At 62.2% G+C, this 22,467-nt stretch carries 18 protein-coding genes, 1 tRNA gene and 1 pseudogene; 16 read left to right on the top strand and 4 right to left on the bottom strand.

Annotated elements, in window-relative coordinates:
- Nucleotides 1-3 precede the first annotated feature (3 nt).
- The 7 genes from BLEFHOIH_RS09775 to BLEFHOIH_RS09745 are packed head-to-tail and all read left to right on the top strand — an operon-like array spanning nucleotide 4 to nucleotide 4,637.
- Nucleotides 4-477, top strand: a complete 474-nt coding sequence (locus BLEFHOIH_RS09775; protein WP_088344867.1) for a prepilin-type N-terminal cleavage/methylation domain-containing protein — start codon at nucleotides 4-6, stop codon at nucleotides 475-477.
- Nucleotides 474-893, top strand: coding sequence for a prepilin-type N-terminal cleavage/methylation domain-containing protein (locus BLEFHOIH_RS09770; RefSeq protein ID WP_170937089.1), 420 nt, complete (start codon nucleotides 474-476; stop codon nucleotides 891-893). The genes BLEFHOIH_RS09775 and BLEFHOIH_RS09770 overlap by 4 nt, the downstream gene beginning before the upstream one ends.
- Complete coding sequence (locus tag BLEFHOIH_RS09765; RefSeq protein ID WP_170937088.1) at nucleotides 893-1,600, top strand: prepilin-type N-terminal cleavage/methylation domain-containing protein; 708 nt, start codon at nucleotides 893-895, stop codon at nucleotides 1,598-1,600. The genes BLEFHOIH_RS09770 and BLEFHOIH_RS09765 overlap by 1 nt, the downstream gene beginning before the upstream one ends.
- Complete coding sequence (locus BLEFHOIH_RS09760) at nucleotides 1,597-2,499, top strand: type II secretion system protein GspK (RefSeq protein WP_088344861.1); 903 nt, start codon at nucleotides 1,597-1,599, stop codon at nucleotides 2,497-2,499. The genes BLEFHOIH_RS09765 and BLEFHOIH_RS09760 overlap by 4 nt, the downstream gene beginning before the upstream one ends.
- On the top strand, nucleotides 2,496-3,533 hold the full coding sequence (locus BLEFHOIH_RS09755; RefSeq protein WP_088344859.1) for a PilN domain-containing protein: 1,038 nt from the start codon (nucleotides 2,496-2,498) through the stop codon (nucleotides 3,531-3,533). The genes BLEFHOIH_RS09760 and BLEFHOIH_RS09755 overlap by 4 nt, the downstream gene beginning before the upstream one ends.
- On the top strand, nucleotides 3,523-4,086 hold the full coding sequence (gene gspM / locus BLEFHOIH_RS09750; RefSeq protein ID WP_125461646.1) for a type II secretion system protein GspM: 564 nt from the start codon (nucleotides 3,523-3,525) through the stop codon (nucleotides 4,084-4,086). Before BLEFHOIH_RS09755 ends, gspM begins: the two co-directional genes overlap by 11 nt.
- Nucleotides 4,083-4,637 carry a hypothetical protein gene (locus tag BLEFHOIH_RS09745; RefSeq protein ID WP_088344855.1) on the top strand — a complete coding sequence of 185 codons (555 nt, stop codon included), beginning with the start codon at nucleotides 4,083-4,085 and terminating at the stop codon, nucleotides 4,635-4,637. Before gspM ends, BLEFHOIH_RS09745 begins: the two co-directional genes overlap by 4 nt.
- Nucleotides 4,638-4,664: 27 nt before the next feature.
- Here the strand turns inward: BLEFHOIH_RS09745 and BLEFHOIH_RS09740 are convergent, their stop codons facing one another.
- From BLEFHOIH_RS09740 to BLEFHOIH_RS09730, 3 genes are all read right to left on the bottom strand, one after another.
- Nucleotides 4,665-4,985, bottom strand: a complete 321-nt coding sequence (locus BLEFHOIH_RS09740) for a hypothetical protein (RefSeq protein ID WP_088344853.1) — start codon at nucleotides 4,983-4,985, stop codon at nucleotides 4,665-4,667.
- Nucleotides 4,986-5,157: 172 nt separating this feature from the next.
- Complete coding sequence (locus tag BLEFHOIH_RS09735) at nucleotides 5,158-5,895, bottom strand: outer membrane beta-barrel protein (RefSeq protein ID WP_125461645.1); 738 nt, start codon at nucleotides 5,893-5,895, stop codon at nucleotides 5,158-5,160.
- A 441-nt stretch (nucleotides 5,896-6,336) separates the two neighbouring features.
- Nucleotides 6,337-10,122 (bottom strand): hypothetical protein, encoded by a 3,786-nt coding sequence (locus tag BLEFHOIH_RS09730; RefSeq protein WP_170937087.1) that lies wholly within the window; start codon nucleotides 10,120-10,122, stop codon nucleotides 6,337-6,339.
- An 838-nt stretch (nucleotides 10,123-10,960) separates the two neighbouring features.
- Between BLEFHOIH_RS09730 and BLEFHOIH_RS09725 the strand changes: the two genes are divergently transcribed.
- The 3 genes from BLEFHOIH_RS09725 (at nucleotide 10,961) to uvrA (ending at nucleotide 16,518) form a co-directional block, all read left to right on the top strand.
- Nucleotides 10,961-11,968 carry an NADP-dependent oxidoreductase gene (locus BLEFHOIH_RS09725; RefSeq protein WP_210191681.1) on the top strand — a complete coding sequence of 336 codons (1,008 nt, stop codon included), beginning with the start codon at nucleotides 10,961-10,963 and terminating at the stop codon, nucleotides 11,966-11,968.
- 166 nt (nucleotides 11,969-12,134) lie between these two features.
- On the top strand, nucleotides 12,135-13,661 hold the full coding sequence (locus tag BLEFHOIH_RS09720) for an aldehyde dehydrogenase family protein (RefSeq protein ID WP_245296946.1): 1,527 nt from the start codon (nucleotides 12,135-12,137) through the stop codon (nucleotides 13,659-13,661).
- A gap of 229 nt (nucleotides 13,662-13,890) precedes the next feature.
- Nucleotides 13,891-16,518 carry an excinuclease ABC subunit UvrA gene (uvrA, locus tag BLEFHOIH_RS09715; RefSeq protein ID WP_088344845.1) on the top strand — a complete coding sequence of 876 codons (2,628 nt, stop codon included), beginning with the start codon at nucleotides 13,891-13,893 and terminating at the stop codon, nucleotides 16,516-16,518.
- Nucleotides 16,519-17,318: 800 nt separating this feature from the next.
- Here uvrA and BLEFHOIH_RS09710 read toward each other — a convergent pair.
- Nucleotides 17,319-17,392 (bottom strand) — tRNA-Arg (locus BLEFHOIH_RS09710).
- 52 nt (nucleotides 17,393-17,444) lie between these two features.
- Here BLEFHOIH_RS09710 and BLEFHOIH_RS09705 point away from each other — a divergent pair.
- From BLEFHOIH_RS09705 to BLEFHOIH_RS27240, 6 genes and pseudogenes are all read left to right on the top strand, one after another.
- Complete coding sequence (locus tag BLEFHOIH_RS09705; RefSeq protein WP_088344843.1) at nucleotides 17,445-17,765, top strand: hypothetical protein; 321 nt, start codon at nucleotides 17,445-17,447, stop codon at nucleotides 17,763-17,765.
- Complete coding sequence (locus BLEFHOIH_RS09700) at nucleotides 17,762-18,556, top strand: hypothetical protein (RefSeq protein WP_088344841.1); 795 nt, start codon at nucleotides 17,762-17,764, stop codon at nucleotides 18,554-18,556. Before BLEFHOIH_RS09705 ends, BLEFHOIH_RS09700 begins: the two co-directional genes overlap by 4 nt.
- 120 nt (nucleotides 18,557-18,676) lie before the next feature.
- Nucleotides 18,677-19,519: a Fic family protein gene (locus BLEFHOIH_RS09695; RefSeq protein WP_088344839.1), complete on the top strand. Its 843-nt coding sequence runs from the start codon at nucleotides 18,677-18,679 to the stop codon at nucleotides 19,517-19,519.
- Nucleotides 19,520-19,787: 268 nt separating this feature from the next.
- Complete coding sequence (locus tag BLEFHOIH_RS09690; RefSeq protein ID WP_210191680.1) at nucleotides 19,788-20,429, top strand: sigma-70 family RNA polymerase sigma factor; 642 nt, start codon at nucleotides 19,788-19,790, stop codon at nucleotides 20,427-20,429.
- Nucleotides 20,392-20,775, top strand: a complete 384-nt coding sequence (locus tag BLEFHOIH_RS27010) for a DUF6768 family protein (RefSeq protein ID WP_210191679.1) — start codon at nucleotides 20,392-20,394, stop codon at nucleotides 20,773-20,775. Before BLEFHOIH_RS09690 ends, BLEFHOIH_RS27010 begins: the two co-directional genes overlap by 38 nt.
- Before the next feature lie 325 nt (nucleotides 20,776-21,100).
- Nucleotides 21,101-22,152: pseudogene (locus tag BLEFHOIH_RS27240) on the top strand (IS3 family transposase); the annotation flags it as partial.
- Nucleotides 22,153-22,467: the final 315 nt, after the last annotated feature.

Raw genomic sequence — 22,467 nt, 5'->3', positions numbered from 1 at the left:
GCAATGGCACTCGCCGAGCGCGCACCAGCGACCGACAAAAGCAGCGGATTCACCCTGCTGGAACTGCTTGTGGTGATGGCCATCATCGTGCTGGTCCTCGGCGCCGTCCCGCTGCTTTATCGGTCGGCCTCGCCAGGACAGGAGGTCAAGGCGCTGGCGCGGCAGACCGCGTCGCGGCTGCGCGACCTGCGCGCGCTCGCCATGGCGACGCAGACCCAGCGCGTCGCGACCATCGACACGGCGGCGCGCCGCATCGGCTTCAGCGACAACCGCGCTCCGATCCTGGTGAAGACCCCGATCGGCCTGACCGTCACCGCCGCAGAAGATGCGGCCCGCTCGCCGACGCGCGCCCGCATCCGCTTCTATCCCAATGGCAGCTCCAGCGGCGCCACGCTCGCCTTTCGGTCGGGGGTACAGAATCATGAAGTCCGCATCAATTGGCTCACCGGCCGCGTCTCCACCCAGGCAACACCTTGAACAGCCGCTCGCACCCCGCGCCCGGCGACCCTAGCGCCGGCTTCACCCTGCTCGAGACGCTGACGGCGCTGGCGATCCTCGCCATTGCCATGGTGAGCCTGTTCCAGGCGCAATCGACCGGCTTGCGGACGGCGGGGGCGGCCGATGCTTATGGACGCGCGCGCATCCTTGCCCATTCGCTGCTGGCGAACGCCTTGGGCGGCCCGGCTGCCACCGGGCCATTGCCTGCCGAAGGGAGGGATGGCGCTTTCCGGTGGTCCGTAACGGTCTCTCCGGCGCGCGAGCCATGGGCGTCCCTGCGGTCCAAGCAGCAATGGCAGATGCACCACATCAGCGTAAGGGTTGCGTGGAGCGGCGGACGGCTGGTCGAGTTGCACGGCCTCAAGCTGGTGCGTCCCGCGCGCGAGGCCGGGTGATGGAGCGCGCGCGCGGCAACGAGCACGGCTTCACGCTTATCGAGCTGCTCGTCAGCATGACGGTGCTCGCCGCGATCATGGCGCTGCTCGGCGGCATGCTGCACGTGCTGGGTAAGAATGCCGATGCCAATGCGGGCCGGATGGAAGCGCTCGATATGACTGCGCGCGCCCTGGACCTGCTCGCCCGCGACGCCGCAAATCTTCAGCGCGTCACGATGCTATCGGGCGGGCGGCCGGCCTACGTTTTCTCCGGCACGGCGGAGCGCCTGAGCTTCGTCGCGCTCGAGCCGCCGCATCCCACGCAGGCGGGCCTCTATTTCATCGACTATTCGGTTGCGCCCAACGGCACTGGCTTCGACCTGATCCGCGCCCGCGCGCAATATGTCCGAGATATGCAGCGCTTCCCAGGCGCGACGCCAGCGAACCGCGTTCCCTTGCTTCAGAGGCAGCGCGCCTATCGCTTCGCCTATGGCCGCGCGGGGCCGGGCAAAACGGCATGGTACGCCGATTGGCCGTTCACAGAGCGTCTGCCCGATCTGATAAGGCTTGAGGCGGCGGGCGTCCCGGCGGTGCCACCGATGACCGTCCGCATTCGCGCGAGCGCCGAACTCGATTGTCTCGCGCCTCAAGCCAAGCTGTGCAGTGCCAAAACGGCTGGCGAGCTGCGCCCGCAAAACGGTGCCTCTCAGCATGAGGCCGCGAGATGACGCACCCCGCGACCATCGACGCCCGGCGACCTGGGGAGCGCGGTCTCGCGCTGCTCGTCGTTCTGTGGATCGTGGGGGCAGCCGCGCTGCTGGTTTCGGCCTTGGGCGCAACCGTTCGCAGCGGGGCCAGCTTCGTCAGTAGCGAGGTGCTGCTGACGCGAACCGAGGCATTGCTCGATGCGGGTCTGGAGATCGCCGCCGCGCGGCTTATCGACGAGGACACCGCCCATGCATGGCCGGCAGACGGCAAATGGCACCGCATCGCCTTCGCCGGGGCCGAGCTGTCGATCGCCATTGACGATCCGAACGGCCTCGTCGATCTCAACCAGGGCCCGGAGGAGGTGTTGCTCGGTCTGTTCACGCAGGCCACCGGATCGGAGGATGCCGCGAAGCCCTTCCGCGACAACATCATGCGTCGCCGCGCAAGCGGAGATGGTGGGCCTGCCGGTTCTCCCGCCACCTCCGTTGGCAACGCGGCATTTTTGGACGTGACCGATCTGCGCCAGATCGAAGGCATGACGCCCGAGCTCTACCGGCGCGTTGAGCCTTACGTCACCGTCTACAGCCGCGATGGCCGTATCGACCCGTTCGCCGCGCCGCGGCCCGTATTGGCCAGCCTTCCCAAGCTGAGCGCCCTGGATATCGACCGCTTCATGGCGCGCGACAAGCTCGGCACGCGTTCGCCCGATCTGCTTCCGCAGAGCCTGCAAGCGGCCAGCGGCTATCTGGCGAACGAGCCCGGACCGGCTTCTGTTGTGTCCGTCGTGGTGCGCTGGCCAGCGAAGGCTTTCGCGCTCGGCAAGCGGTTCGTCATCGCCACCGGTTTGGACCAGGACGCGCCTTACCGCCTGCTTTCGGTCAGAGACATGCCTCTTGGCGATGAGGATCCAGGCTCATGACGCCCATGCTGAATGCGCTTCGCGCACTGCGGGGCCTCTATGGCTGGTGGCTGATGGGCCTCAGCGCTCTGATGACGAGGGTGCCGTTGAAAGCCAAACCATGGGACATCCTTTTGCTGTTTGGGGAGAACGGCATGGATGTCATCGCCAGGAACGGCGCTACGGCGAGCCAGCAGGACAGCCAATATGTCGTGCTGCGCCTCTCTCCGGAGCAGGTGCTGGAACGCCGCGTGCAAATCCCGAGAGCCGCCAGCGACGTCCTGGAACCGGTGCTGCTCAACCAGATGAGCCGCCTGGTTCCGTGGCCGCAGCAGGAGACCTCCTACGGCTTCGAGATCATCGGCAGCGCCAACAATGCGCCCGACCAGCTCGACATCCGCGTCGTCGCCACGACCAGGACCGTCCTGGATGGCGGACTAGCCCAAGCGCGCGCCCTGGGCTTTGCGCCCGCGGTCGTCGATTTCGCCGCCCCCGGAGCGGCGCGCACCGGCATCGAGCTGCTGTCCCTGGTCCGCGATCCGCGCGAAAAGACGGCGAAGCGGCTGCACAGGATTTTTTTGGCGCTTCTGATCGCTGGGCTCGCCACCGGCTGCCTTGGGTTCGTCGGAAGCTGGCGAAGCGCGGGAGAAGCTCAGGAGATTGAGGCGCGCATCGCCGCCGCTCGCACCCGCCTCGCCGCGTTGAAAAGCCTCAATGCCGAGAGCGCGAGGCTTGCCGAGGCCGTCGCGCCGCTTACCGCCCGCAAGGCCGGCGAACCCGCTGTCGTCATCCTGCTGGAGGCTCTGAGCCGGGCTTTGCCCGACGGCGCCTATCTGACCGAGCTGGAGATGCGCGGCGGCCAGATCCGGCTGCTCGGCCAGTCCGGCGACGTGACCGCGCTGATCGGCGAGATCGAGGGCACGCCGCAATTCGAAAAAGTCGAATTCGCCGCGCCCACCACCCGCGACGCCGCCGCCGGCACGGAGAGCTTCACCATCGCCGCGCAGGCCACCGGCGCGGCTCCAAATCGGAAGGAAGATGGCGATGCCCGCTAGCGCTCAAGACCGGCTTCTCGCGCTCGGACTGCTCGGACTGTCGCTCGCGCTGCTGGTAGGCTTCGCCGCCTTTCCCTTCCTGGAGCAGCCGCAACGAAGCCGGGAGCTGGAAGAGAGCCGGGCCCTGCTGGCGGCCCTGGAAGCGCAGGTAGCGCGCCGGTCGACCACGCCGGGCGCGTCACTCGCCGATCCCGCGAGACTGTTGCTGAGCGGAGAGACGACGGGCATTGCCGGCGCCGGTTTGCAGAAGATGCTGAACGACGTGGTCGCCGACGCCAATGGGACAGCGAGCAGCTATCAGCTCCTGCCGCCGGAGGAGGCCGGCGGCCTCGAGCGCCGGTCGCTCAGCCTGCTGGTCAGCATCGATATTGCGGGGCTGCGGACGCTGCTGCACCGCATCGAGACCGGCTTGCCGCTGCTGTTCGTGGATGACGTCACGATGCGCGTGCCACATGCCGCCTCCGGCGAGGCACGGACCGACGCGGGCGGGCCGATTGAGGTTACGTTGCAGGTCAGCGGCTTCGCGCCGAAATCGGGAGCCTTGCGGCCATGACGAAGAACCGCGCGCCATGGCTCATCCTGATCGCCCTCGCCATGGGATTGCTTCTCTGGCTGGATCGAGGGGCGCGCCAAGCCGGCAATGAAGGAAAAAGCCGAAGCAGCAATGGGGTGGTGATGCTTTCGCCCATCGACCGCAATCCCGCTCGGGACGCTCCCGCCGCGAGGCCGATCCATCTGCCAGATGGCGGCTTGGACAACCCCTTGGCGGAGCTCGATATCGAGAGCCTGAGCGCAACGGTGGAGCGGCCGCTTTTCGCGCCGAGCCGCCGCCCTGCGCCCGCGCCGGACCTGACCGCTGCCGCGCCGCCTCCGATTGCGCCGCCCGCTCCGCCGCCGCCCGCACCGCCGAATTACACTCTGCTCGGCGTCATCAAGGATGGCGGCCGCGCTGTCGCCTTGCTTAGGAATCGCGACGATGGCCGCAACATCCGCGTCGAAGCCGGAGATGTGATCGGGACCTGGGAAATCGCCAATGTCAGGGCGGCGGCGGTATCGCTACGGCGCGCGGACGGCGCCTTGCATGAACTGCGTCTGGCAAAGTAGCGCTGGCCGGATTGCACGCCTGCCGGGTCAATCATGACTGGAAGGCGGGTTTGCCCCGATTGCCGGCGGCGGCTTGCCGCCTTTCGCAAGCAGAATCACCTTCTCCACCCCCGATGCGTTCTCGGCCGACCGGACGATGACGTGGTCACGGTTGCGCAAGAGCCGGGCGAGGACGTCGTAAAGGCTCCCCGACATGGACGCGGCAATCGCCTCGCCCTGATCGGCTTCGGCAAGACCGGCGATCTCGAAGCCATAAGTCTGGCGGAGTTCGCGCAGGACGCCAACGACAGTGACGTCCCGAATGCGCAAGGTGATGGACTGGCGGGGCCCGCCGTTCTCGATCGTCACCTCACCTGCATGGACCGGCGTTCCCAAAGCACAGCAGAGAAGGACGCTAGCCGCCACGGCTCGATTTCCGGATCGGCAAAAGGGCCGCGCGGCAGGCTTCATGCTCGGCGTCCTAAGACATGAGGCGCGGCGCCGTGCGGGCCGCGCCTCTCGCTGCTGCAATCGTCAGGTCTTATTTGAGCGGTTCGTCGTTGTAGTCGCCGAACTGGTAGCTTACGCGGGCGCGGACGGTCCAGAAGTCGCGATCATAGTCCCGGTCGAAACGGATACCGCCGTCGCCGATCTCCGTAGCCTCATCGTCGAAGGCATAGTACAGGCCTTCCACGCCCAGGCTCCAATTGCCGTCCAGCTTGTACTCGACGCCGCCGCCCGCGACCCAGCCAGTGACGCTGTCATCGAATGGCTTGGTGCCGTCCGGATATGTCAGCTCACCGTTTAGGAACGCGACGCCGCCGGTGCCATAGATCAGCAAGGGGCCAGCCGCATAGCCGAGACGGCCGCGGATGCTTGCCAGCCATTTGTCGTCTTGCTCCGCAAGCTTAAAGCCTTGGTCTTCGACATCGCGCTTGCCGCCGAGTGCGCTGATATCACCTTCGACACCGAGCACGATATTGGAAAGCTGCCAGTTGTAGCCAACATGGACACCCGCCAGAAAGGCGTTCTCGGCATCGCCTTGCTCGCGCGTGGTGAACGTTTCGCCAGCAGTGACAGCGAGGTTAAAGGTCGTGTCGTCGCCGACAACGGCGCCGGCATGAATACCGGCATAGAAGCCGGCCCAGTGGATGGCTGGGGCGTCGTAAGCCCCGTCCTTGAGGCTCTCGCCACGCGAATAGACGTCAGCCGCATTCGCGGACGACATGGCACCGGCCAGCAGGGCAGCGCCGAGAAACACGACTCTCGATTTGAACACGGAATTCCCCCAAAGATCTCGTCGTGATGTTGGCCATCACCGGGGGCACGCTATTGCAGGGGCACAGGGGCTGGTAGCAACCCTGGGTTCCAGCATATGATTTTAAATTCAATCATGAATTGTATATCATACACGAAAATGCAATAAACCGCGTAATGTGCGGAGAATTCAATCGCTTATTTGCCGTTGCACCCCAGCCACAACCCTGTTTGGCAAAACTGTCATAATCTCCGGGAACCCGGAACGACCCCAAAATACTCGGATACGTGGTCTTGGGCGGGGTGATTTCAAATGGAACGTCAGTCGCGGCGTATCCTCTTTTTGTCATTCCCGCTAAGGCGGGAAACAGCATCTTTGAGGAGCACGCTGTAGACCCGGCTGGATTCACCGGAGGCGGCGGCGACCATTGGCCCCCGCCTCGCGGTCATTTGCCTGAGATGATCAGGAGGCGATGCCGCTGTCTTCGTAATCGGTCGTGTGGTTCAGCCACCAGGTCTTCAGATAGTCGTGCGCACCGTCCTTCACCACGCCGTCATCCGTAAAACGATCCAGGATGCTGTCGGCAAACTGGTCGGATTCATGCTTGTCGCCGTTGACGAGCGTGAGGATCAGGCTGACCACGCCGAACACGCCGGCCACGATGAACAGCGGCCCGGCCGCGATGCTGCCGAGCGCGCCAAAACCGGCAAGGCCGCCCAAGCCGCCCAGGATGCCCGAAGCGATGCCGAACGAGCCGCTCGCGATCTTCAGCTTGTCGCCGGACCCGGCGCCGGACACCACGTCCATGATGCCGGTCGCAATGCCGAGCGCGCCGCCGATCACGTCCATCGCCGCGCCGAGCGACTTCACGAACAGGCCCGCCCCCGCCCGCTCGAGCTTGACCGGCGCCAGCTTGGCGTCCGGGCTGGAATTCAGGAATTTCTCGACGGAGCCTTCGACCAGGGTCTGCGCGGCGCTGGCTCCAGACGGGGACGAGATGAATTTGGAGTCCTTGAAGCGGTCCAGCATCAGCTTGCGTTCGCCTGTCGCCTGGGGCGCGCCATCCCGGCTGAGCAGATCCAGATCGCCCACCACGCGATTGATCGCCTCTTCCGACATGCCGCCCGCCCGCAACCTGGTGCGCAGCGACGCTTCGTCGGTCACGGCGACATCGGGGGCCTTACCCTTCGGATCCTTCAGATCGAGAATTTGGTTTGCCCGGACGAAGTCCTTATAACTGTCGTCGACGCCGGTCATGTCGTAGAGGAAGCCAAGCCGCTCCTCATTCGAGAAAACGGTCGTGTTGGGGACCTTGTCGCCGTAAACGGCTGTCGTATCGAAGGTTCTGGCATGCTCCACGATCCGGTCCGCCAGCTTGTCGAAATCATAGCCGATGTCGTTCCAGAGCCGCAGCGAATCGGCCTTGACCTTCTTCAGGGCCTCGGTCACCGCCGCCTTATCCTTCAGATCGACGCCATTCAGTGCATCGGCAACGGCCGAGAATGACGGCTGGAACTGCGAGGAATACTGGACGAGGCCGCTGAAGCCGGGGAGGTCTTTGAAGTCCTTATAGAAATCTTCCACCCCATTATAGCCGACCGCCTTCAGCAGCTTGCCGATCGCCGCCGTCGGCGCCTTGATCATGCTGGTCGAATAGGACAGGACCAGCGAGATGTTCTGCATGAGGCCGAGAACCTCGCGCGGGTCTCCCGCCAGCAGGCGATCGCGTGCCGGGCCGTCGGAGGCATAGGTGAGGATGGCGCCGGCGATGCCGGCCGATCCCGCGAACGTGCCCCACATGCCGGTGGCGCCCATCGCCTTGACGAAATTCTTGGCGTTGCCGTCCGTCAGCTTGTCCATGACGGATTTGAAATCGAGCTTGTCGGTCGCGCCGGCCAATTTGAAGGCGCGCGCGAGCGACAGCCAGTCTTCCCGCGTCATGTTCGACAGATTGCCGATCAGATTGAGCGGGCCGCGGGCCTTCATGAGGTACTGGCCGACGACCTGCAGCGAGGAAGCGAGGTTTTCGTCGCTGATGTCTTTCAGATCGGTGTTGGCGATCGCGTCGACAGCCGTGGCCACGCCGAGTTCGCCCAGGGCCGACTGCACATCTTCCGGCGGCAGCAAACCGCCCAAGGCGCCGAAATATTTCTCGATGAAGGCCTTCTGCTCCTCGGGGGTGCCGGTCCGGTACTCCTTGCGCCCCTCCTCCGAGCGCGTATAGGCGAGAGCGGCCTTGGCCCATCCGGTGCCGCTGGCGCGAGGGGCGTTCTTATGCGCCTCGTTGTTTTTGTCGAATAGCGTGATCTTGCCGTCGATCATGACGAAGTTTTCGGCGATGACCTCATTGGTCTTTTTCGCCAAGTCCTCACTCATGGTCTTGGTGAAGTCGCCGTCCTTCAGCAGCTTTGTAAGCTCTTCGTCGACCTTCGTTTTATCGAGAACATTTTGGCTGAACTCGTCGCCTGAAATCGGCGCATCGAAATGATCCGGGTTGGACCAGCCTTGCGTCGTGAGATGTTTGGCCAGGATAAGGTCGTAAAACTTACGCTGCTTGGAGTCTTTCGGCGCGTCCTTATATTGCTCGAGAAGCTTCTGGAAGGACAGATCGCTGATCGTTCCCTGCTGGCCGGGGAGCTTTTCGTCACCGATATATTTGAAATAGTCTTCGCTCCACGGCGTCGGCGTGTCCGGGTTCGCGAACAGGTAGTCGCTGATGCGGTTCGCGTCAAAGGCGAGCTTGCCGTTCGAGGTGGTGAGGATCTTGCTGTCCGCGATCGCCTTCACTTCTTCGGCGGTGAGCGATTTGCCGTCGTCGGCCATGGCCGTGACGATCATTTGCGCCTGGTCTCTCGTCAGCAGCTTTTCGTCGCCTTGAGAAATCCCATCGGTCGCATTATCCAGCTCTTCCGCATTCAGCCGCCCGTCATGATTACCGTCATAGGCCATCAGGGCTCCGGGCAGCTTCTCGGTGGGCATCTTGGCGAGGGCCAGGGTGCCTTCGAGCCGCTCGCGGTCCGGCGTAGTGCCGGAGCGAAGCCGCGTCGTGGCGTCTTTCGCGGTGATGACGCCGTCCTTGATGATGCTGCCCATCTGATCGAGATTGAGCAGGCCGTCCTTGCCATAGGCCGAGACCAGGACGCGCGCCTGCTGCGCGTCCACCAGCTTGTTGTCGAGGAAGATCGCGTCCGTCGCCTTGTCCAGCTCTTCGGCGTTGATGGTGCCGTCGTGATTGTCGTCGAATGCAAAGAATGTTTTCGCCAACCGGTCGTCCGGAAGCTTGCCGAGATTGAAGTTCTTCAGGCTTTCGCCGTCCCGGTAGATGATCCCATCCTCAAGCATCTTCTTGATCTGGTCTTCATTGACCTCGCCTTTTTCGCCATAGGCGGCGATCAGGAGCCGCGCTTGCCGCTCATCGAAGAAGGCCCCGAGCTCTTTGACGTTGAGGCCGCCGCTATGGTCTTCGTCCTTCGACATATAGGCGTTCTGCTTGGCGGGCAGATTCTTGAAATTCACCGTGCCGTAGAGGGTCTTCTTGTCGGGCGAAAAGCCGCTGCGCAGCGGTGACCGGCCGCCTTCGACGATGAACGAGCCGTCGTCCATCGCCTTCTTGACCTGCTCGGCGTTGATCAGGCCGTCCTTGCCGTAGGCGTCCACCAGGGTGCGGGCGTCGTCCAGACTGAGGCTCTTCAGGCGGGCGTGCTTGCTGAAGATATAGTCCATGCCATCATGAAATTCCTCGGCGGTCATCAGGCCGTCGCCGTTCTTGTCGCCGGTGAAAAAGGCCCGCGCCTTGTTCTCGGCCGGCATCTTGCCGAGATTGATGTCCTTGTATTTGTCGCCGTCGCGGACGATGACGCCATCATCGACGGCCTTCTGGAGCTGCTCGTCGCTGAGTTCGCCATTCGTGCCGTAAGCGGCCTTCAGAATGCGGGTCTCGCGCTCATCGATGCCGGGAACATTGTCCCCGCCTTCCACGGCCGCGATCATGATGGGCGGATTGAAGCTGCCGTTCCCCAGCCGGAGCCGGTTCACGGTTCCGGTCCCTGGGGTTATGATCACGCCACCGAGATAAGCCTGCGCGATCTCGTCGAGCGACAGTTCGCCATCGCTGCCCCCGTAATCCTCCACCAGCTTCGTGCTGTCCTGCCCTTCAGCAAGGCTCCATTCGCCATTGGCCTCTTCACCAAGATCGTCAATCTCTTGCTTTGACAGCGTCTCGTTATTGTCGGCATCTCCTTTAATCATCGAGACGGAAAGCTCGAAGGCCTTTTGGACTTCCGGTCCATACTCCCCCGCAAGGGCGCGATCTTTGTCATAAACCGTTGGATTTGCTGCGGGGCGGGCTGCGACTACCGGCATTGCTTGCTCCGAAACCATGAGCTTTCGCGATGTAATTAAGTTCTCATGATGCAGAACCTGTTTCTACAGCAAATACCCGGCTTCCTGAAAAAACACATTATCACTTCGATGCGCATTATTTGGAGCTTGCAGGGTTTTTAAGCATCTTGCCTATTCATTAGGCGGCGCGTATGTGGGCCGACTTTCCCAAGTATTTGAAAGAAAAAGCTTCTTCTTTCGACGATAGACAGCGTGACGCTGTTGGCTGCACTTCTCCACTCATGACCTGTTCGGTGACCATCACCATCAATCTCCTTGATGATGAACCAGTCCGTTAGGGCGCAGCAAATACTGACTGCTATCAACGCCGGACTGGAGCAGCTTCGATACGATCGAATTCGGTAAGACACATCCGCGAGATGAGACTGCATGGCTCAACCGGCGGAATTGATGAGCGCACTGCCCACGGCAATCGACAGAATGACTGCTCAAGGGGCTGAGATGCGATGCGTCCGGATACGCTCCAGATCACGCCGGAAGGAAGCCCGTCGCCGCCATGTGCCAAGGTTCGTGGACATCGATCGACGCGGATGCCGCGCCCTCGTGGCACTCACTGAGGGCCGATTTGCGCAATGCGGGCGCAATAGCCGGACGACCTCCCTGCCTTCACAGGGGGTAGTTGGGATGTCCGCGAATGCTGAGAGCGTCTGCGCCGTGTGATCGCATCGAGAGAGGAGTATCGGCAATGACGCGAACTCATGACGCTGACACGGCGGCTGGAGCCCGGCTTGAGCCCGACGTGCCGAAGACGATGCGGGCAGCGGCCATCGACCGATTTGGCGGACCCGAAGTCATCACGATGCACTCGCTTCCGACGCCCGCCCTTGATGCCAACGAGGTGTTGATCGCAGTCGACACCGCCGGCGTCGGGATTTGGGATGCTGAAATGCGAGAGGGCGCAATCGATGGTGAGGCGAAGTTCCCACTCGTTCTCGGGACAGACGGGTCGGGAATTGTCGTAGGCCTCGGAGCGACGGTTCGCCGCTTCTCTCTGGGCGACGAGGTTTACTCATACAGCTTCCTCAACCCCAAGGGCGGCTTCTACGCGGAGTATGTCGCGGTGCACTCCGAGAAAGTCGCCCCCATACCCAAATCGCTCGATCTCGAACATGCCGGAGCAATCCCGACCACGGGGCTGACGGCTCTGCAGGGGATCGAGAATGCGATCCACCTCCGCCAAGGCGAAAGCATTATCGTCCACGGTGCAACAGGCGGCGTCGGCAGCCTTGCCGTCCAGTTCGCCAAGTGGCATGGCGGGCGCGTTCTCGCGACCGTATCCAGCGATGACGGAGTGGATTTCGCGCGCCGGCTCGGCGCCGACGAGGTCGTCAACGGCCGGATCGAGGACATCGCCGCCGTCGCGCAGCGCTTCGCGCCCAAGGGCGTCGATGCCGTTCTCGCCCTGGTCGGTTCCGAAGTCGAGCGCTGCATCGATGCTGTGCGAAAAGGCGGTCGAGTGGCGTATCCCAATGGCATCGATCCTGAGCCCAAGAAGCGTCCGGGTATTGAAATCCTCGCCTATGACGCAGTGGCGGGCGTCCGCGAATTCGAGCGCCTGGAACGCGCTATCGTAGGTTCTAAGCCGGTGATCGCAATTGCCCAGGGCTTTCCCCTCGGCGAAGCGGCCAGGGCCCACGAGCGCCTCGCCCAACATCACGTCCTCGGCAAGATCGTGCTCCGCGTTGCCGCATGATGCGACGGCAGGCCCCGGCCCATCGCGCGAACGTTAGGAGGCTCGAATGAAGATCTTTGAACTCACGGGCGAGTACGGCACCGACCATCCGAAACTCGTCGAGCGCCCTGATCCAACTTAGCTTGTTCGACTTACTGCCACTCACAACCCAATCGAAGGTCCGATCATGCAGAACGCCACGAGACGTAAGCAAGCAGGGCCCCGACCCTACTCCGGTTTTGACCAGATGCTCATTGGCGGCAGGTGGCGGAGCGGCAGCTCGAAGCGGACGCTCGAGGACCGCAATCCCTATAGCCGAGAGGTCATCCTAGCGATTGAGCAGGCGAACCAGGGCGACCTCAACGATGCCTTTACTGCCGCCCTCGAGTCGCACGAGCACTGGATGTCCAAGCTACCGCTCGAGCGCGCGCAAGTGATGCGGCGCGCGGCGGATGTGATGGAGTTTCGCCGAGAGGAGATTGTCGATTGGCTCGTCGCCGAAGCCGGCAGCACGCGCCTCAAGGCCAATCTCGAATGGCAGTCGGCGCACGCGATCCTGCAGTGGTCGGCCACGGCGCCTTACCTCGTCGAGGCACCCAACTTGCCCACCGACATTAAAGGCAAGGAAGGCCGGGTCTATCGCAAGCCGGTCGGCGTCGTCGGCGTCATCAGCCCTTGGAACTGGCCCCTCCATCTCTCGATGCGCTCTGTGGCGCCGGCCCTCGCCGTCGGCAACGCCGTGGTCATCAAACCGGCCAGCGACACGCCCGTCACGGGTGCCTTGCTGCTCGCGAAGATCTTTGAGGAGGCTGGGCTCCCCAGCGGGGTGCTCAATGTCATCGTCGCCGGGGGCAGCGAGATCGGCGATGCCTTTGTCGGGCACCCCACGCCCCGGGTCATTTCGTTCACCGGATCAACGCCTGTCGGCCGCCATATCGGCGAACTCGCATCGCAGGCGCCGATGCTGAAGCGGGTTGATCTGGAGCTTGGCGGCAATGGTCCCTTCGTCGTGCTCGACGACGCCGACCTCGATCATGCGGTCGAAGCGGCGGTTTTCGGCAAGTTCCTGCACCAGGGTCAAATCTGCATCGCCATCAATCGGCTCATCGTGGACGATCAGGTCTACGACCGCTTCGTCGATCGCTTCGTCGAACGGGTCAAAGGTCTGAAGGTTGGCGATCCCAATGATGCAAGCACGGTGGTTGGTCCCATCATCAACGAGTCTCAAATGAAGCGGCTTCTCGCGCTCGTTCGGAACGCTCGCGATGCGGGCGCCCGGCAGGTGCTCGGCGGTGAGCCGGATGGACTTGTTCTGCCGCCTCACGTCTTTACGGATGTGAGGAATGACATGGAGCTGGCGCAGCGCGAAATATTCGGTCCGGTCGCGCCCATCATCCGCGCGCATGGCGAGGAAGACGCCTTGAGGATCGCGAACGGCACGGAATACGGGCTGGCCGGGGCGGTCTTCACGCGCGACCTCGAGCGTGGCGAGCAATTTGCCAATCGCATGCAGGTCGGCATGGCGCACGTCAACGATCAGTCGATCGTCGACCTGCCCAACAGCCCGTTCGGCGGCGAGAAGAATTCCGGGATCGGCCGGTTCAACGGTCACTGGGCGATCGAGGCCTTCACGACCGATCAGTGGGTCACGGTTCAGCACGCTCCACGCCGCTATCCCTGGAACGCGAACGAGGTACAGGGTCCGTGGGCCTGAAACGCCGCTATGTATTGGCTCTTGATCATGACGCATTTCGGCGACAGTCGACGCATATCAGATCTTCCATGACGGCTCTCCCAAGAAATTCGGGATCGATCCGCCCAAGCTGATTTCAACATTAAAAGTTCACGCCTGAGCAACCATCGATGGCGCTGCCTTGATGGCCATCAGTGTCATCGGAACTCCGCTCTGATGTCATGCGTTTTGCTGGCTGCGGCGGATGTAAATGTTAGAAATTAACAAGCCTCGTACTACAAAGGTTACGGACGAGACTCCGGGGGGGTTCGTTCGCGTGCGTGGCGCACGCGAGCACAATTTGAAAAGCATCGATCTTACCATTCCCCGCGATGCCCTCGTTGTGTTTACTGGCGTGTCCGGCTCAGGCAAATCATCGCTGGCGTTCGGCACGCTCTATGCGGAGGCGCAGCGGCGCTATCTCGAATCCGTCTCGCCCTATGCGCGGCGTTTGTTTCATCAGATGGCGGTTCCCGAGGTTGACGAAATCGATGGCCTGCCCCCGGCCGTGGCCTTGCAGCAGCAGCGCGGGTCGCCGACCACGCGTTCTTCCGTCGGCAGCGTAACGACGCTGTCCAACCTGCTTCGCATGCTGTATTCGCGCGCCGGCGATTATCCACGGCACCAGGCGCATCTCGACGCCGAGGCTTTTTCGCCCAATACGCCAGCGGGCGCCTGTCCCCGGTGCCATGGGCTCGGTCGGGTCTACGAGGTGACCGAACGCTCGATGGTGCCGGATGATTCCAAAAGCATTCGCGAGCGCGCGATCGCAGCTTGGCCGCCCGCCTGGCATGGCGGCAACCTGCGCGACATGCTGATTTCGCTCGGCCACGACGTTGATCGTCCGTGGCGCGAATTGCCGAAAAAAACCCGCGACTGGATCCTGTACACGGACGAGCAGCCGGTGGTCCCGGTTTACATCGGGTATGACGCGGACGAGGCGCGAAGGGCGATCAGGCGCAAGGAGGAGCCCAGTTACCGCGGCAATTTCTCCAGCGCCAGACGCTATGTGCTGAACACTTTTGCCACCACTGAAAGCGCATCGATCAAGAAGCGGGTATCGCGCTATATGGTAAGTACCGAATGCCCGCTCTGTCATGGCAAGCGGCTTCGCCACGAAGCGCTGTCGGTCAAGTTCGCCGGCTTCGATATTGCCGATATCTCCAGGCTTCCGCTGGTCAGGCTGTCTGACCTCCTGCGTCCCTATGCCGAGGCCACCGCCCCTACCCTGACCAAGCTGAAGGTGGAGCATCCGGAGAAGGCGTTGGTGGTGCATCGGATCGCCGAGGACCTATGCAGCCGCCTCACGGTCCTGCTTGACCTCGGGCTTGGCTATCTTTCGCTGGAGCGGAGTACCCCGACGCTTTCTCCGGGCGAACTGCAGCGCCTGCGGCTGGCAACCCAAGTGCATTCCAATCTGTTCGGCGTCGTCTATGTGCTCGACGAGCCCTCCGCCGGACTTCATCCCGCGGACACCGAGGCGCTGTTGACGGCGCTCGACCGATTGAAAGCGTCCGGCAATTCGCTGTTCGTGGTCGAACACGAGATCGATGTGATCCGGCATGCGGATTGGATTGTCGACGTCGGGCCCGGCGCCGGCGAACTCGGCGGCCATGTGCTCTACAGCGGTCCGCTGCAAGGGTTCCAGCACGTAGAGGAATCGCAAACCCGCCGTTACCTGTTCGGCGACGAGATTGTGTCAAACCGAACGCCGCGCTCGCCCAAGAGCTGGTTGCGATTGCGTGGTGTCACTCGCAACAACATCCATGAACTCGATGTCGATTTTCCTTTGGGAATATTCACCACCGTTACTGGCGTTTCCGGCTCGGGCAAGTCGAGCCTGGTGAGCCAGGTCCTGGTGGAATTGATTGCAGAACAGCTCGGCCATCCCGTCCCCTCGATCGACGATGAAGGCGACGAACTCGAGCGGACCGTCGTGACCACACTCGGCGGCCGGATCGTGAGCGGAATGGAGGGCGTCAAGCGATTGGTGGTCGTCGACCAAAAGCCGATCGGACGCACACCACGGTCCAACCTCGCGACGTACACAGGGCTGTTCGATTACGTTCGCAAGATCTTCGCGGCCACCAAGTCGGCGCGCGCCCGTCACTACGACGCCGGACGCTTTTCCTTCAATGTCGCCAAAGGCCGCTGCGAGACCTGCGAGGGCGAGGGCTTTGTTTGCGTCGAATTGCTGTTCCTGCCCAGTGTGTATGCACCGTGTCCGACCTGTCATGGCGCTCGCTACAACGCCAAAACCCTTGAAATAAAATACCGCGACAAGACCATCGCCGACGTCCTGGAAATGACGGTCGATGCCGCCTTCGCATTCTTTGCCGAGGAGGCGCACCTGCGCCGGTCCCTCGATGTGCTGCGGCAGGTTGGCCTGGGTTATCTGCGACTTGGCCAGCCGGCGACGCAGCTTTCCGGCGGCGAGGCCCAGCGGATCAAGCTTGCCACCGAGTTGCAGCGGGCGCAGCGTAGCCAAACGCTCTACGTCCTTGACGAGCCCACCACGGGACTACACCCGGCTGACGTCGAGAAGCTCATCGCACAACTCGACGGGCTGGTCGAATCCGGCAATACCGTCATCGTGGTGGAGCATGACATGCGCGTCGCCGCCGCCAGCGACTGGGTCATGGATATCGGCCCTGGTGCAGGTGACGAAGGCGGTCATGTGGTGGCGTTCGGCACGCCGGCCGAGGTCTCGGGATCGCCCATAAGCCGCACCGCGCCATACCTGTCGCGTTTCAAGGCGCGGCTCGCAGCCGACGCGTCAGCGTCAAATCGCGTCGCGGCACTCAGTAAGGCGGATTCGGCCGAAATGCGGTGTCGATGAAATCAGGCGGCGTCCTTGTTCTCGGCGCCCTTCAACACCACCCATCTTTCGAGCGCGTAGATGCCACCGGTTGTTCGTCTCCTCCAAAATCGCAAGTGATCTCTGCCGGCTCTCGCCGAACTGCGCGATTGCGTCGCCTGATCGTGATGGCCCTCACGTTAAACCGGCCGACGACCATATCAAGTCTCAGGCGGTCCCAACCACCCACGCGGCTCAAAAGTCATCCGTATTATCCGAATCTTCGGAGGCGGGCGTCTCAATTCGGACACTCATGCTCCTGGGTAAAACTGCAAGTACAAAAAGAAGAGGGGGGAAAAGAAACGACGCCACCATCCAGAATAAGCCAGACCGATTCTTTGCCCGCGCGACAGTTGCGCCGGCAATGCCGGCGATCAGAGCGGAGACGAGATAAAGCGTAATCAACCATCCGGACGACATGTATCCCCACCCCAAAGTTCGCCCAGCGTGCCCGATGCCAGCGACGCGCCCAAACCCATCTTGTTCGGGTCCTGCCAACTTTGCATCTCACCAAGCTTCGCGACGCGCCCGCACTTGCCAGGAGGCGCAGTTCGCCCGAGTGCGGAGGTCCAGCCAGGAGACGCGTGGCGTCTTTGCATTCGTGACCATTGCAACCGCCTTTTCGAGGCGCGCTGGAACTTTCTTCCGCGCGTAAAACACCCCATTCGAGTGACGTACGATGCCCATGATCAGCCGCATTTGATCGCACCGTTTGATACCAGTGCGGCAGGCTAAGATGTTGATTTTGGCTAAGTTAGACCTGTTTCCAAGAAACAGGAAATTGGCGCACCCAAGAGGATTTGAACCTCTGACCTTTGCCTTCGGAGGGCAAGTCGTTGCCAATGGAATCAACTACTTAGAACGTCACCAGCACTCATAAGCATGCACGTGAACATTGGAGAAATTCAATGCTGCGTGCTAATCGCGTTCTAGGCGATAATGCCGACGAAGTCACCTTGCAGATTTGCATCCCCGCGGCAGAGGCTTGGTATAAGGCCGTCATCGCCGCCAAGATGCCGGCCCGTGCAAAACTGATTTGCTGCATGCTCGTGCAGCAGACATCGGACCGCGGCGATTTCATCACCCCGAGCTTTGCGAGACTCTGCGCAAACGTTGCGATGGATCGGCGCACCGTCAAGAAGCACGCTGAGTTCGCTAAGCGGGCTGGCCTGATCGAGATAACCGCCGGACCGGTCTATCGCCCTCTGTTTCGTGAGGGTGGGCAATGAGCATCGCTAGCGCCATCTTCCGCAACGGTGCCCCCTTAGAAGGCGGGTTCACCGTGCTCCCTAATGCTTGCCTGCAAGACTACAGCCTGTCGCTGGCGGCGCATGCCTTGCTGCTGCGGACACTATCGCTCCCGCACAATTGGGTCTTCCACAAATCGTGGGCGATGAAGAAGCATGGCATAGGACGGGACAAGCTGGACAGCCTGATGCGTGAGCTTTGCGAGGCAGGCTATGTCAGGTTCGAGCGGCTGCGAAATGCCGACGGTACGCTAGGCCCATCGTGCTTCACGTTCACCCACACCAAGGGGGCCTTTCACCAGGTGGAAGGCGACGCCGGGCAAGATCTGCCCGAAGCCGCTCCGAAGGTAAGTGGTTCTATCGAAACGGTTTTTCACCAGGGCACTGAAAAGCCGTTTGTGGTTGAAAAAACAGGCTCCAACCACACCCTGAAAAAACCATGTCAGGCGGAATCCGCACCTACAAAAGAAAGAGTCTTCTTAGAGAAAAAATATATAGAAAAAGGCGCACGCAAATTTGAAGCGAAAGCGGAGCCAGCCACCGGCCGAGACCACCGGCAGCGCGGCGACGCGCCCGGCGTGCCTTTAGGTGTCGAGCCGCTGGAGATGTGCGACCGACTCGTTGACAAGCTTCACATGGCGGCACGAGGCTGGGACAAATACGCGCTGCTCGCCGAGTTCAAAGCCGAGATGGCCGGCCGACCGCGGCCGAAAGACATGGTGAACGCCTGCGCGCGCTGGGCAGTCACTCGTACCAGAGCAGGTGCCGCGTGAATTCGTGATTGATGTTTCTTGTCGGCCTTGCCGGGCGCTGCTGCGGTTTGCCAACCGGTTCCGACACCAGGACAGGAACGCGCCGAGGTCTTGTGTTGCAGGCAATCGCCCGCACCCACGATGAACTGCGAACGCGCGCCCCATAGCCGCATTCAGCGCTGGGGACGCGCGATCGGGCAGGCCGGCATAACTGCGCTCGACCTGACCGAGCTGATCCGCCTCCAGCGGATCGTCATCGAGGATCAGCGTTTTACGCGGATGGGGCTTCGACTGGAGGGCGGCTTTGTCGGTGAACATGAACGTGCGACCGGAATGCCCTTGCCGGACCATATCGATGCCAGCCCACAAGACCTAGACAGCCTCATTCATGGCTTGGTTGCATTCGACATGGGAGCCGGTAGTGAACGCGATCCCATTCTTGCTGCAGCCTGCCTCGCGTTTGGTTTCGTCTATATCCACCCGTTCGAAGACGGCAATGGTCGCCTGCACCGCTACCTTATTCACTACACTCTGGCGCATCGGAAATTCCATCCGCCGGGTGTGGTCTTCCCAGTCTCTTCCGCCATTCTCGATCGGATCGATGCATACCGGACAGTTCTTGAGACCTATTCAACGCGCCTGCTCCCGGCCATAGAGTGGCGGGCGACGCCTAATGGCAACGTCGTGGTGACCCACGAAACTGCGGATTTCTATCGCTACTTCGACGCAACGCCGCACGCCGAGTTTCTGTTTGCAGCGATCGAGCAGACAATTTTCGAGGATCTGCCGCGGGAAGCGCGGTTCCTGGTCCGCTACGACCAATTCTGCTCCCGACTGCAATCCATCGTCGACATGCCTGATCGCACGGTGGATCTCCTGTTCCGCTTTCTAAGTCAGCAAGGAGGAACCCTGTCGAAACGAGCGCGAACACAAGAGTTCGCCGCTCTCACTGAGGATGAGGTTCACGCCATCCAACAGCTTTAGAAGCCGTCAGTGACTGACGCTGCCCCCCAATGCACGCGCCAGTCTCTGCCGGGCGCGGGACTTTCCACGGCAAAAACTGCCATTCCAAACTGAAATCAGATCGCGCTGTGGGCCAGGGCTGTCGACAGCGAGGTGGATTCCTCCTGGGATCAGGGCGAAGTTAATAGCGGAGGACCTGGTCCCAGGCGCCGCTGGGAATGCTGCAGAGTGATGAGTGCGTTTCCGTAACCGGCCGCCCGAAAACGCCACCGGATTTTCTCCCCGCCCATTGAACCGCTCGCGCATTTCCCGCCACCTATTCCGCATGAAACCGTTAGGCGGCGGAATAGCAGCGCAGGCCAAGGCGCGGATCCTCGAAGAGTATCTCGTGGCATCGGCGCGGCTCGGCGATCGCAAGGCGCTCGCCATGCTCGTCGAGCGCTGGAACGGCAAATTGCTCGCACATGGCTGGCGGCTGCTCGGCGACCGCGAGGCAGCCAGCGACGCCGTCCAGGACGCCTGGGCGGAGATCGTCCGCGGCATCAGCGCGCTTGAGGACGGGCGCGCCTTCCCGGCCTGGGCCTACCGGATCGTCTCGCGGCGCGCGGCAAGGCTGATCGGCGGCATTCAGCGGCGGCGGCGATTGGTGGAGGCGATCGCGGCCGAGCCGCCACCCGCGTATGCCGAGACTGCCGAGCCGTCGGATATCGATGCGTTGCGCGCGGCGATCCGGGCGCTGCCGGCCGGCCAGCGCGCCGCGGTCGCGCTGTTCCATCTCGAAGACATGAGCGTCGCCGAAGTGGCGGTCGCCCTCGACGTTCCGGCGGGCACGGTCAAGACTCGCCTGATGCATGCAAGGCGCACTCTGCGCGCCGTGCTCGAAGGAGGTAGCAATGAGCGATCTGGACAGGTTGATCGACCGGGCGATTGAGGAGGAGGAGCGCGACCTGCTGCGGCGGATCGGCGAGGAGCCGGGCTTTTTCGGCCAGGTATTCGGCATCTTCAGCGGCAGGGCCGGATGGGTGAACGCCGTGCTGTTCGCGGTGCAGACTTTGCTTTTTGTCGCAGGCGTCTGGGCAGCGTGGATGTTCTTTGCCGCTGTCGATCCGGTCACGCAGTTGCGCTGGGGGCTGCCGTCCTCGGTGCTGCTGCTGACGTCGCTGATAATCAAGATGGCGGTGCTGCCGACCATCGAGGCCAACCGCGTGCTGCGCGAACTGAAACGGCTCGAATTGCAACTCGCGCGCGGCCCTGGACCGGCGCCGAGGATCGACTAAGATGCGGAAGGCAGCCGGCGGGGGCAGCCCCGGCGGCTGCCGCACATTATTACTGAATCGTCTCGCGCACCTGCGGAAATCCGCACGTCCGCAGTCGCGTTTACAAATTCGATCGACGTTGGGCGCTATCGGGCAGGAAGGGCGTGCCGTCCCAATATCGCAGACGGATGATTTCATCGTCCGGCTTGTAGCGATCGGGTTTCTCCGGGTTGTCCTCGATCCAGATAACACAGACCGCGCCTGCAACTTGGTCTGTTCCCCTGAACCGATACCAATTTGATTAAGAGAAGCCGGCTATTTCCAACCCGATGAAGGGGGACGAGGAATGGCACGGAAGCGGTTTACCACGGAGCAGATTATCGGGATGTTGCGCGAGGCGGAGGTTCGCCTCGGCCAGGGGCAGTCGATTGGTTTGATCTGCAAAGGCCTGAGCCTTTCAGAACAGAGCTATTACCGGTGGCGGCGCGACTATGGCGGGCTGATAGCCAAGACCAGGCAAAACGACTGAAGGATTTGGAGCGCGAGAACGAGCGGCTTCGGAAAGCGATATCCGAGCTGACCTTGGACAAGCTGATCCTGAAGGAGGCGCTTGGGGGAAATACTAAGCCCTTCCCGCCGCCGGGACTGTGTCCGGCGCGCGCGCTCCCGGATTGATGTCTCGGAGCGCCGTGCTTGCGCCGTGATTGGCCAGCCGCGCGCGACGCAGCGTCGGCGGCCCATCATCCGCGAGATGAAGAAGCGCTGACTGCGGCGATCATCCGCTGGCGACGACTTACGGTCGCTACGGCTATCGCCGGATCACCGCGCTGCTTCGCGTCGAAGGCTGGCGGGCGAACCTCAAGCGGGTCTATCGCATCTGGCGGCGGGAAGAGCTCGAAGTGCCGCAGAAACAACCTAAACGCGGCCGTCTCTGGCTGAATGACGGGTCGTGCATCCGTCTTCGGCCGGAGCGCACCGGCCATGTCTGGTGCTATGATTTCGTCCAGGACCAGACGCAAGACGGCCGGCTGTTCCGCCTGCTGACGGTCGTTGATGAGTTTACGCGCCAGTGCCTCGCCATCGTCACGGCGCGCAAGCTGAACTCCGACGATGTTCTGCATATTGTGAGCGCTTGTCGCTCACGATAAACGTTCGCTTCTGCCTGACCGAGCTGTTCACCATCCATGGCCCGCCGGAACACATAAGATCCGATAATGGCAGCGAATTTACCGCCAAGGCGGTGCGCCGCTGGCTCGGCCGGATTGGCGTGCAGACCTCTATATTGAACCCGGCAGCCCATGGGAGAATGGCTACAATGAGAGCTTCAATTCGAAGCTGCGCGATGAGTTGCTCAACGGCGAAATTTTCACCACGCTCCGCGAGGCTCAAGTCCTGATTTTTCAGCTGCGCTTGACTGGCTGTATTCTGAAAAGCCGGGGTCACTCGGCCTGCATTATCGATCCAGCGCGATGTCTCACGCAAATCGGGTCGGATCCGGTTGCCGGCTGGCTCCATGGGCTGGCCAGTTTCGGACCCTATCAAACTTTGATGCGGCATGGTGCGGTCGGTGCAGCAAAATGCGGAATAATGCGGGATAGTGCGGCCAAACTTGCGGGCAAGATATGTGATGTAGGCCTACATCACGCACCAGGAACTCGCCGCCGGCTCGATTAGGCACTTTGAAAGGGCATAAAACTTGTACTAGCGGGGGCA

The organism is Rhodomicrobium sp. R_RK_3 (assembly GCF_002198715.1).
GTDB lineage: Bacteria > Pseudomonadota > Alphaproteobacteria > Rhizobiales > Rhodomicrobiaceae > R-RK-3.
The sequence above is the reverse complement of the archived record's forward strand: the minus strand, read 5'-3'. Positions and strand labels throughout refer to the sequence as shown.

Bases quoted from the DNA above. Each gene is read 5' to 3' on its own strand.
- BLEFHOIH_RS09775 (WP_088344867.1), top strand. From the start codon at position 4: ATGGCACTCGCCGAGCGCGCACCAGCGACCGACAAAAGCAGCGGATTC.
- BLEFHOIH_RS09765 (WP_170937088.1), top strand. From the start codon at position 893: ATGGAGCGCGCGCGCGGCAACGAGCACGGCTTCACGCTTATCGAGCTG.
- BLEFHOIH_RS09760 (WP_088344861.1), top strand. From the start codon at position 1,597: ATGACGCACCCCGCGACCATCGACGCCCGGCGACCTGGGGAGCGCGGT.
- BLEFHOIH_RS09755 (WP_088344859.1), top strand. From the start codon at position 2,496: ATGACGCCCATGCTGAATGCGCTTCGCGCACTGCGGGGCCTCTATGGC.
- gspM (WP_125461646.1), top strand. From the start codon at position 3,523: ATGCCCGCTAGCGCTCAAGACCGGCTTCTCGCGCTCGGACTGCTCGGA.
- BLEFHOIH_RS09745 (WP_088344855.1), top strand. From the start codon at position 4,083: ATGACGAAGAACCGCGCGCCATGGCTCATCCTGATCGCCCTCGCCATG.
- BLEFHOIH_RS09730 (WP_170937087.1), bottom strand. From the start codon at position 10,122: ATGATTAAAGGAGATGCCGACAATAACGAGACGCTGTCAAAGCAAGAG.
- BLEFHOIH_RS09725 (WP_210191681.1), top strand. From the start codon at position 10,961: ATGACGCGAACTCATGACGCTGACACGGCGGCTGGAGCCCGGCTTGAG.
- BLEFHOIH_RS09720 (WP_245296946.1), top strand. From the start codon at position 12,135: ATGCAGAACGCCACGAGACGTAAGCAAGCAGGGCCCCGACCCTACTCC.
- uvrA (WP_088344845.1), top strand. From the start codon at position 13,891: ATGTTAGAAATTAACAAGCCTCGTACTACAAAGGTTACGGACGAGACT.
- BLEFHOIH_RS09705 (WP_088344843.1), top strand. From the start codon at position 17,445: ATGCTGCGTGCTAATCGCGTTCTAGGCGATAATGCCGACGAAGTCACC.
- BLEFHOIH_RS09700 (WP_088344841.1), top strand. From the start codon at position 17,762: ATGAGCATCGCTAGCGCCATCTTCCGCAACGGTGCCCCCTTAGAAGGC.
- BLEFHOIH_RS09695 (WP_088344839.1), top strand. From the start codon at position 18,677: ATGAACTGCGAACGCGCGCCCCATAGCCGCATTCAGCGCTGGGGACGC.
- BLEFHOIH_RS27010 (WP_210191679.1), top strand. From the start codon at position 20,392: ATGAGCGATCTGGACAGGTTGATCGACCGGGCGATTGAGGAGGAGGAG.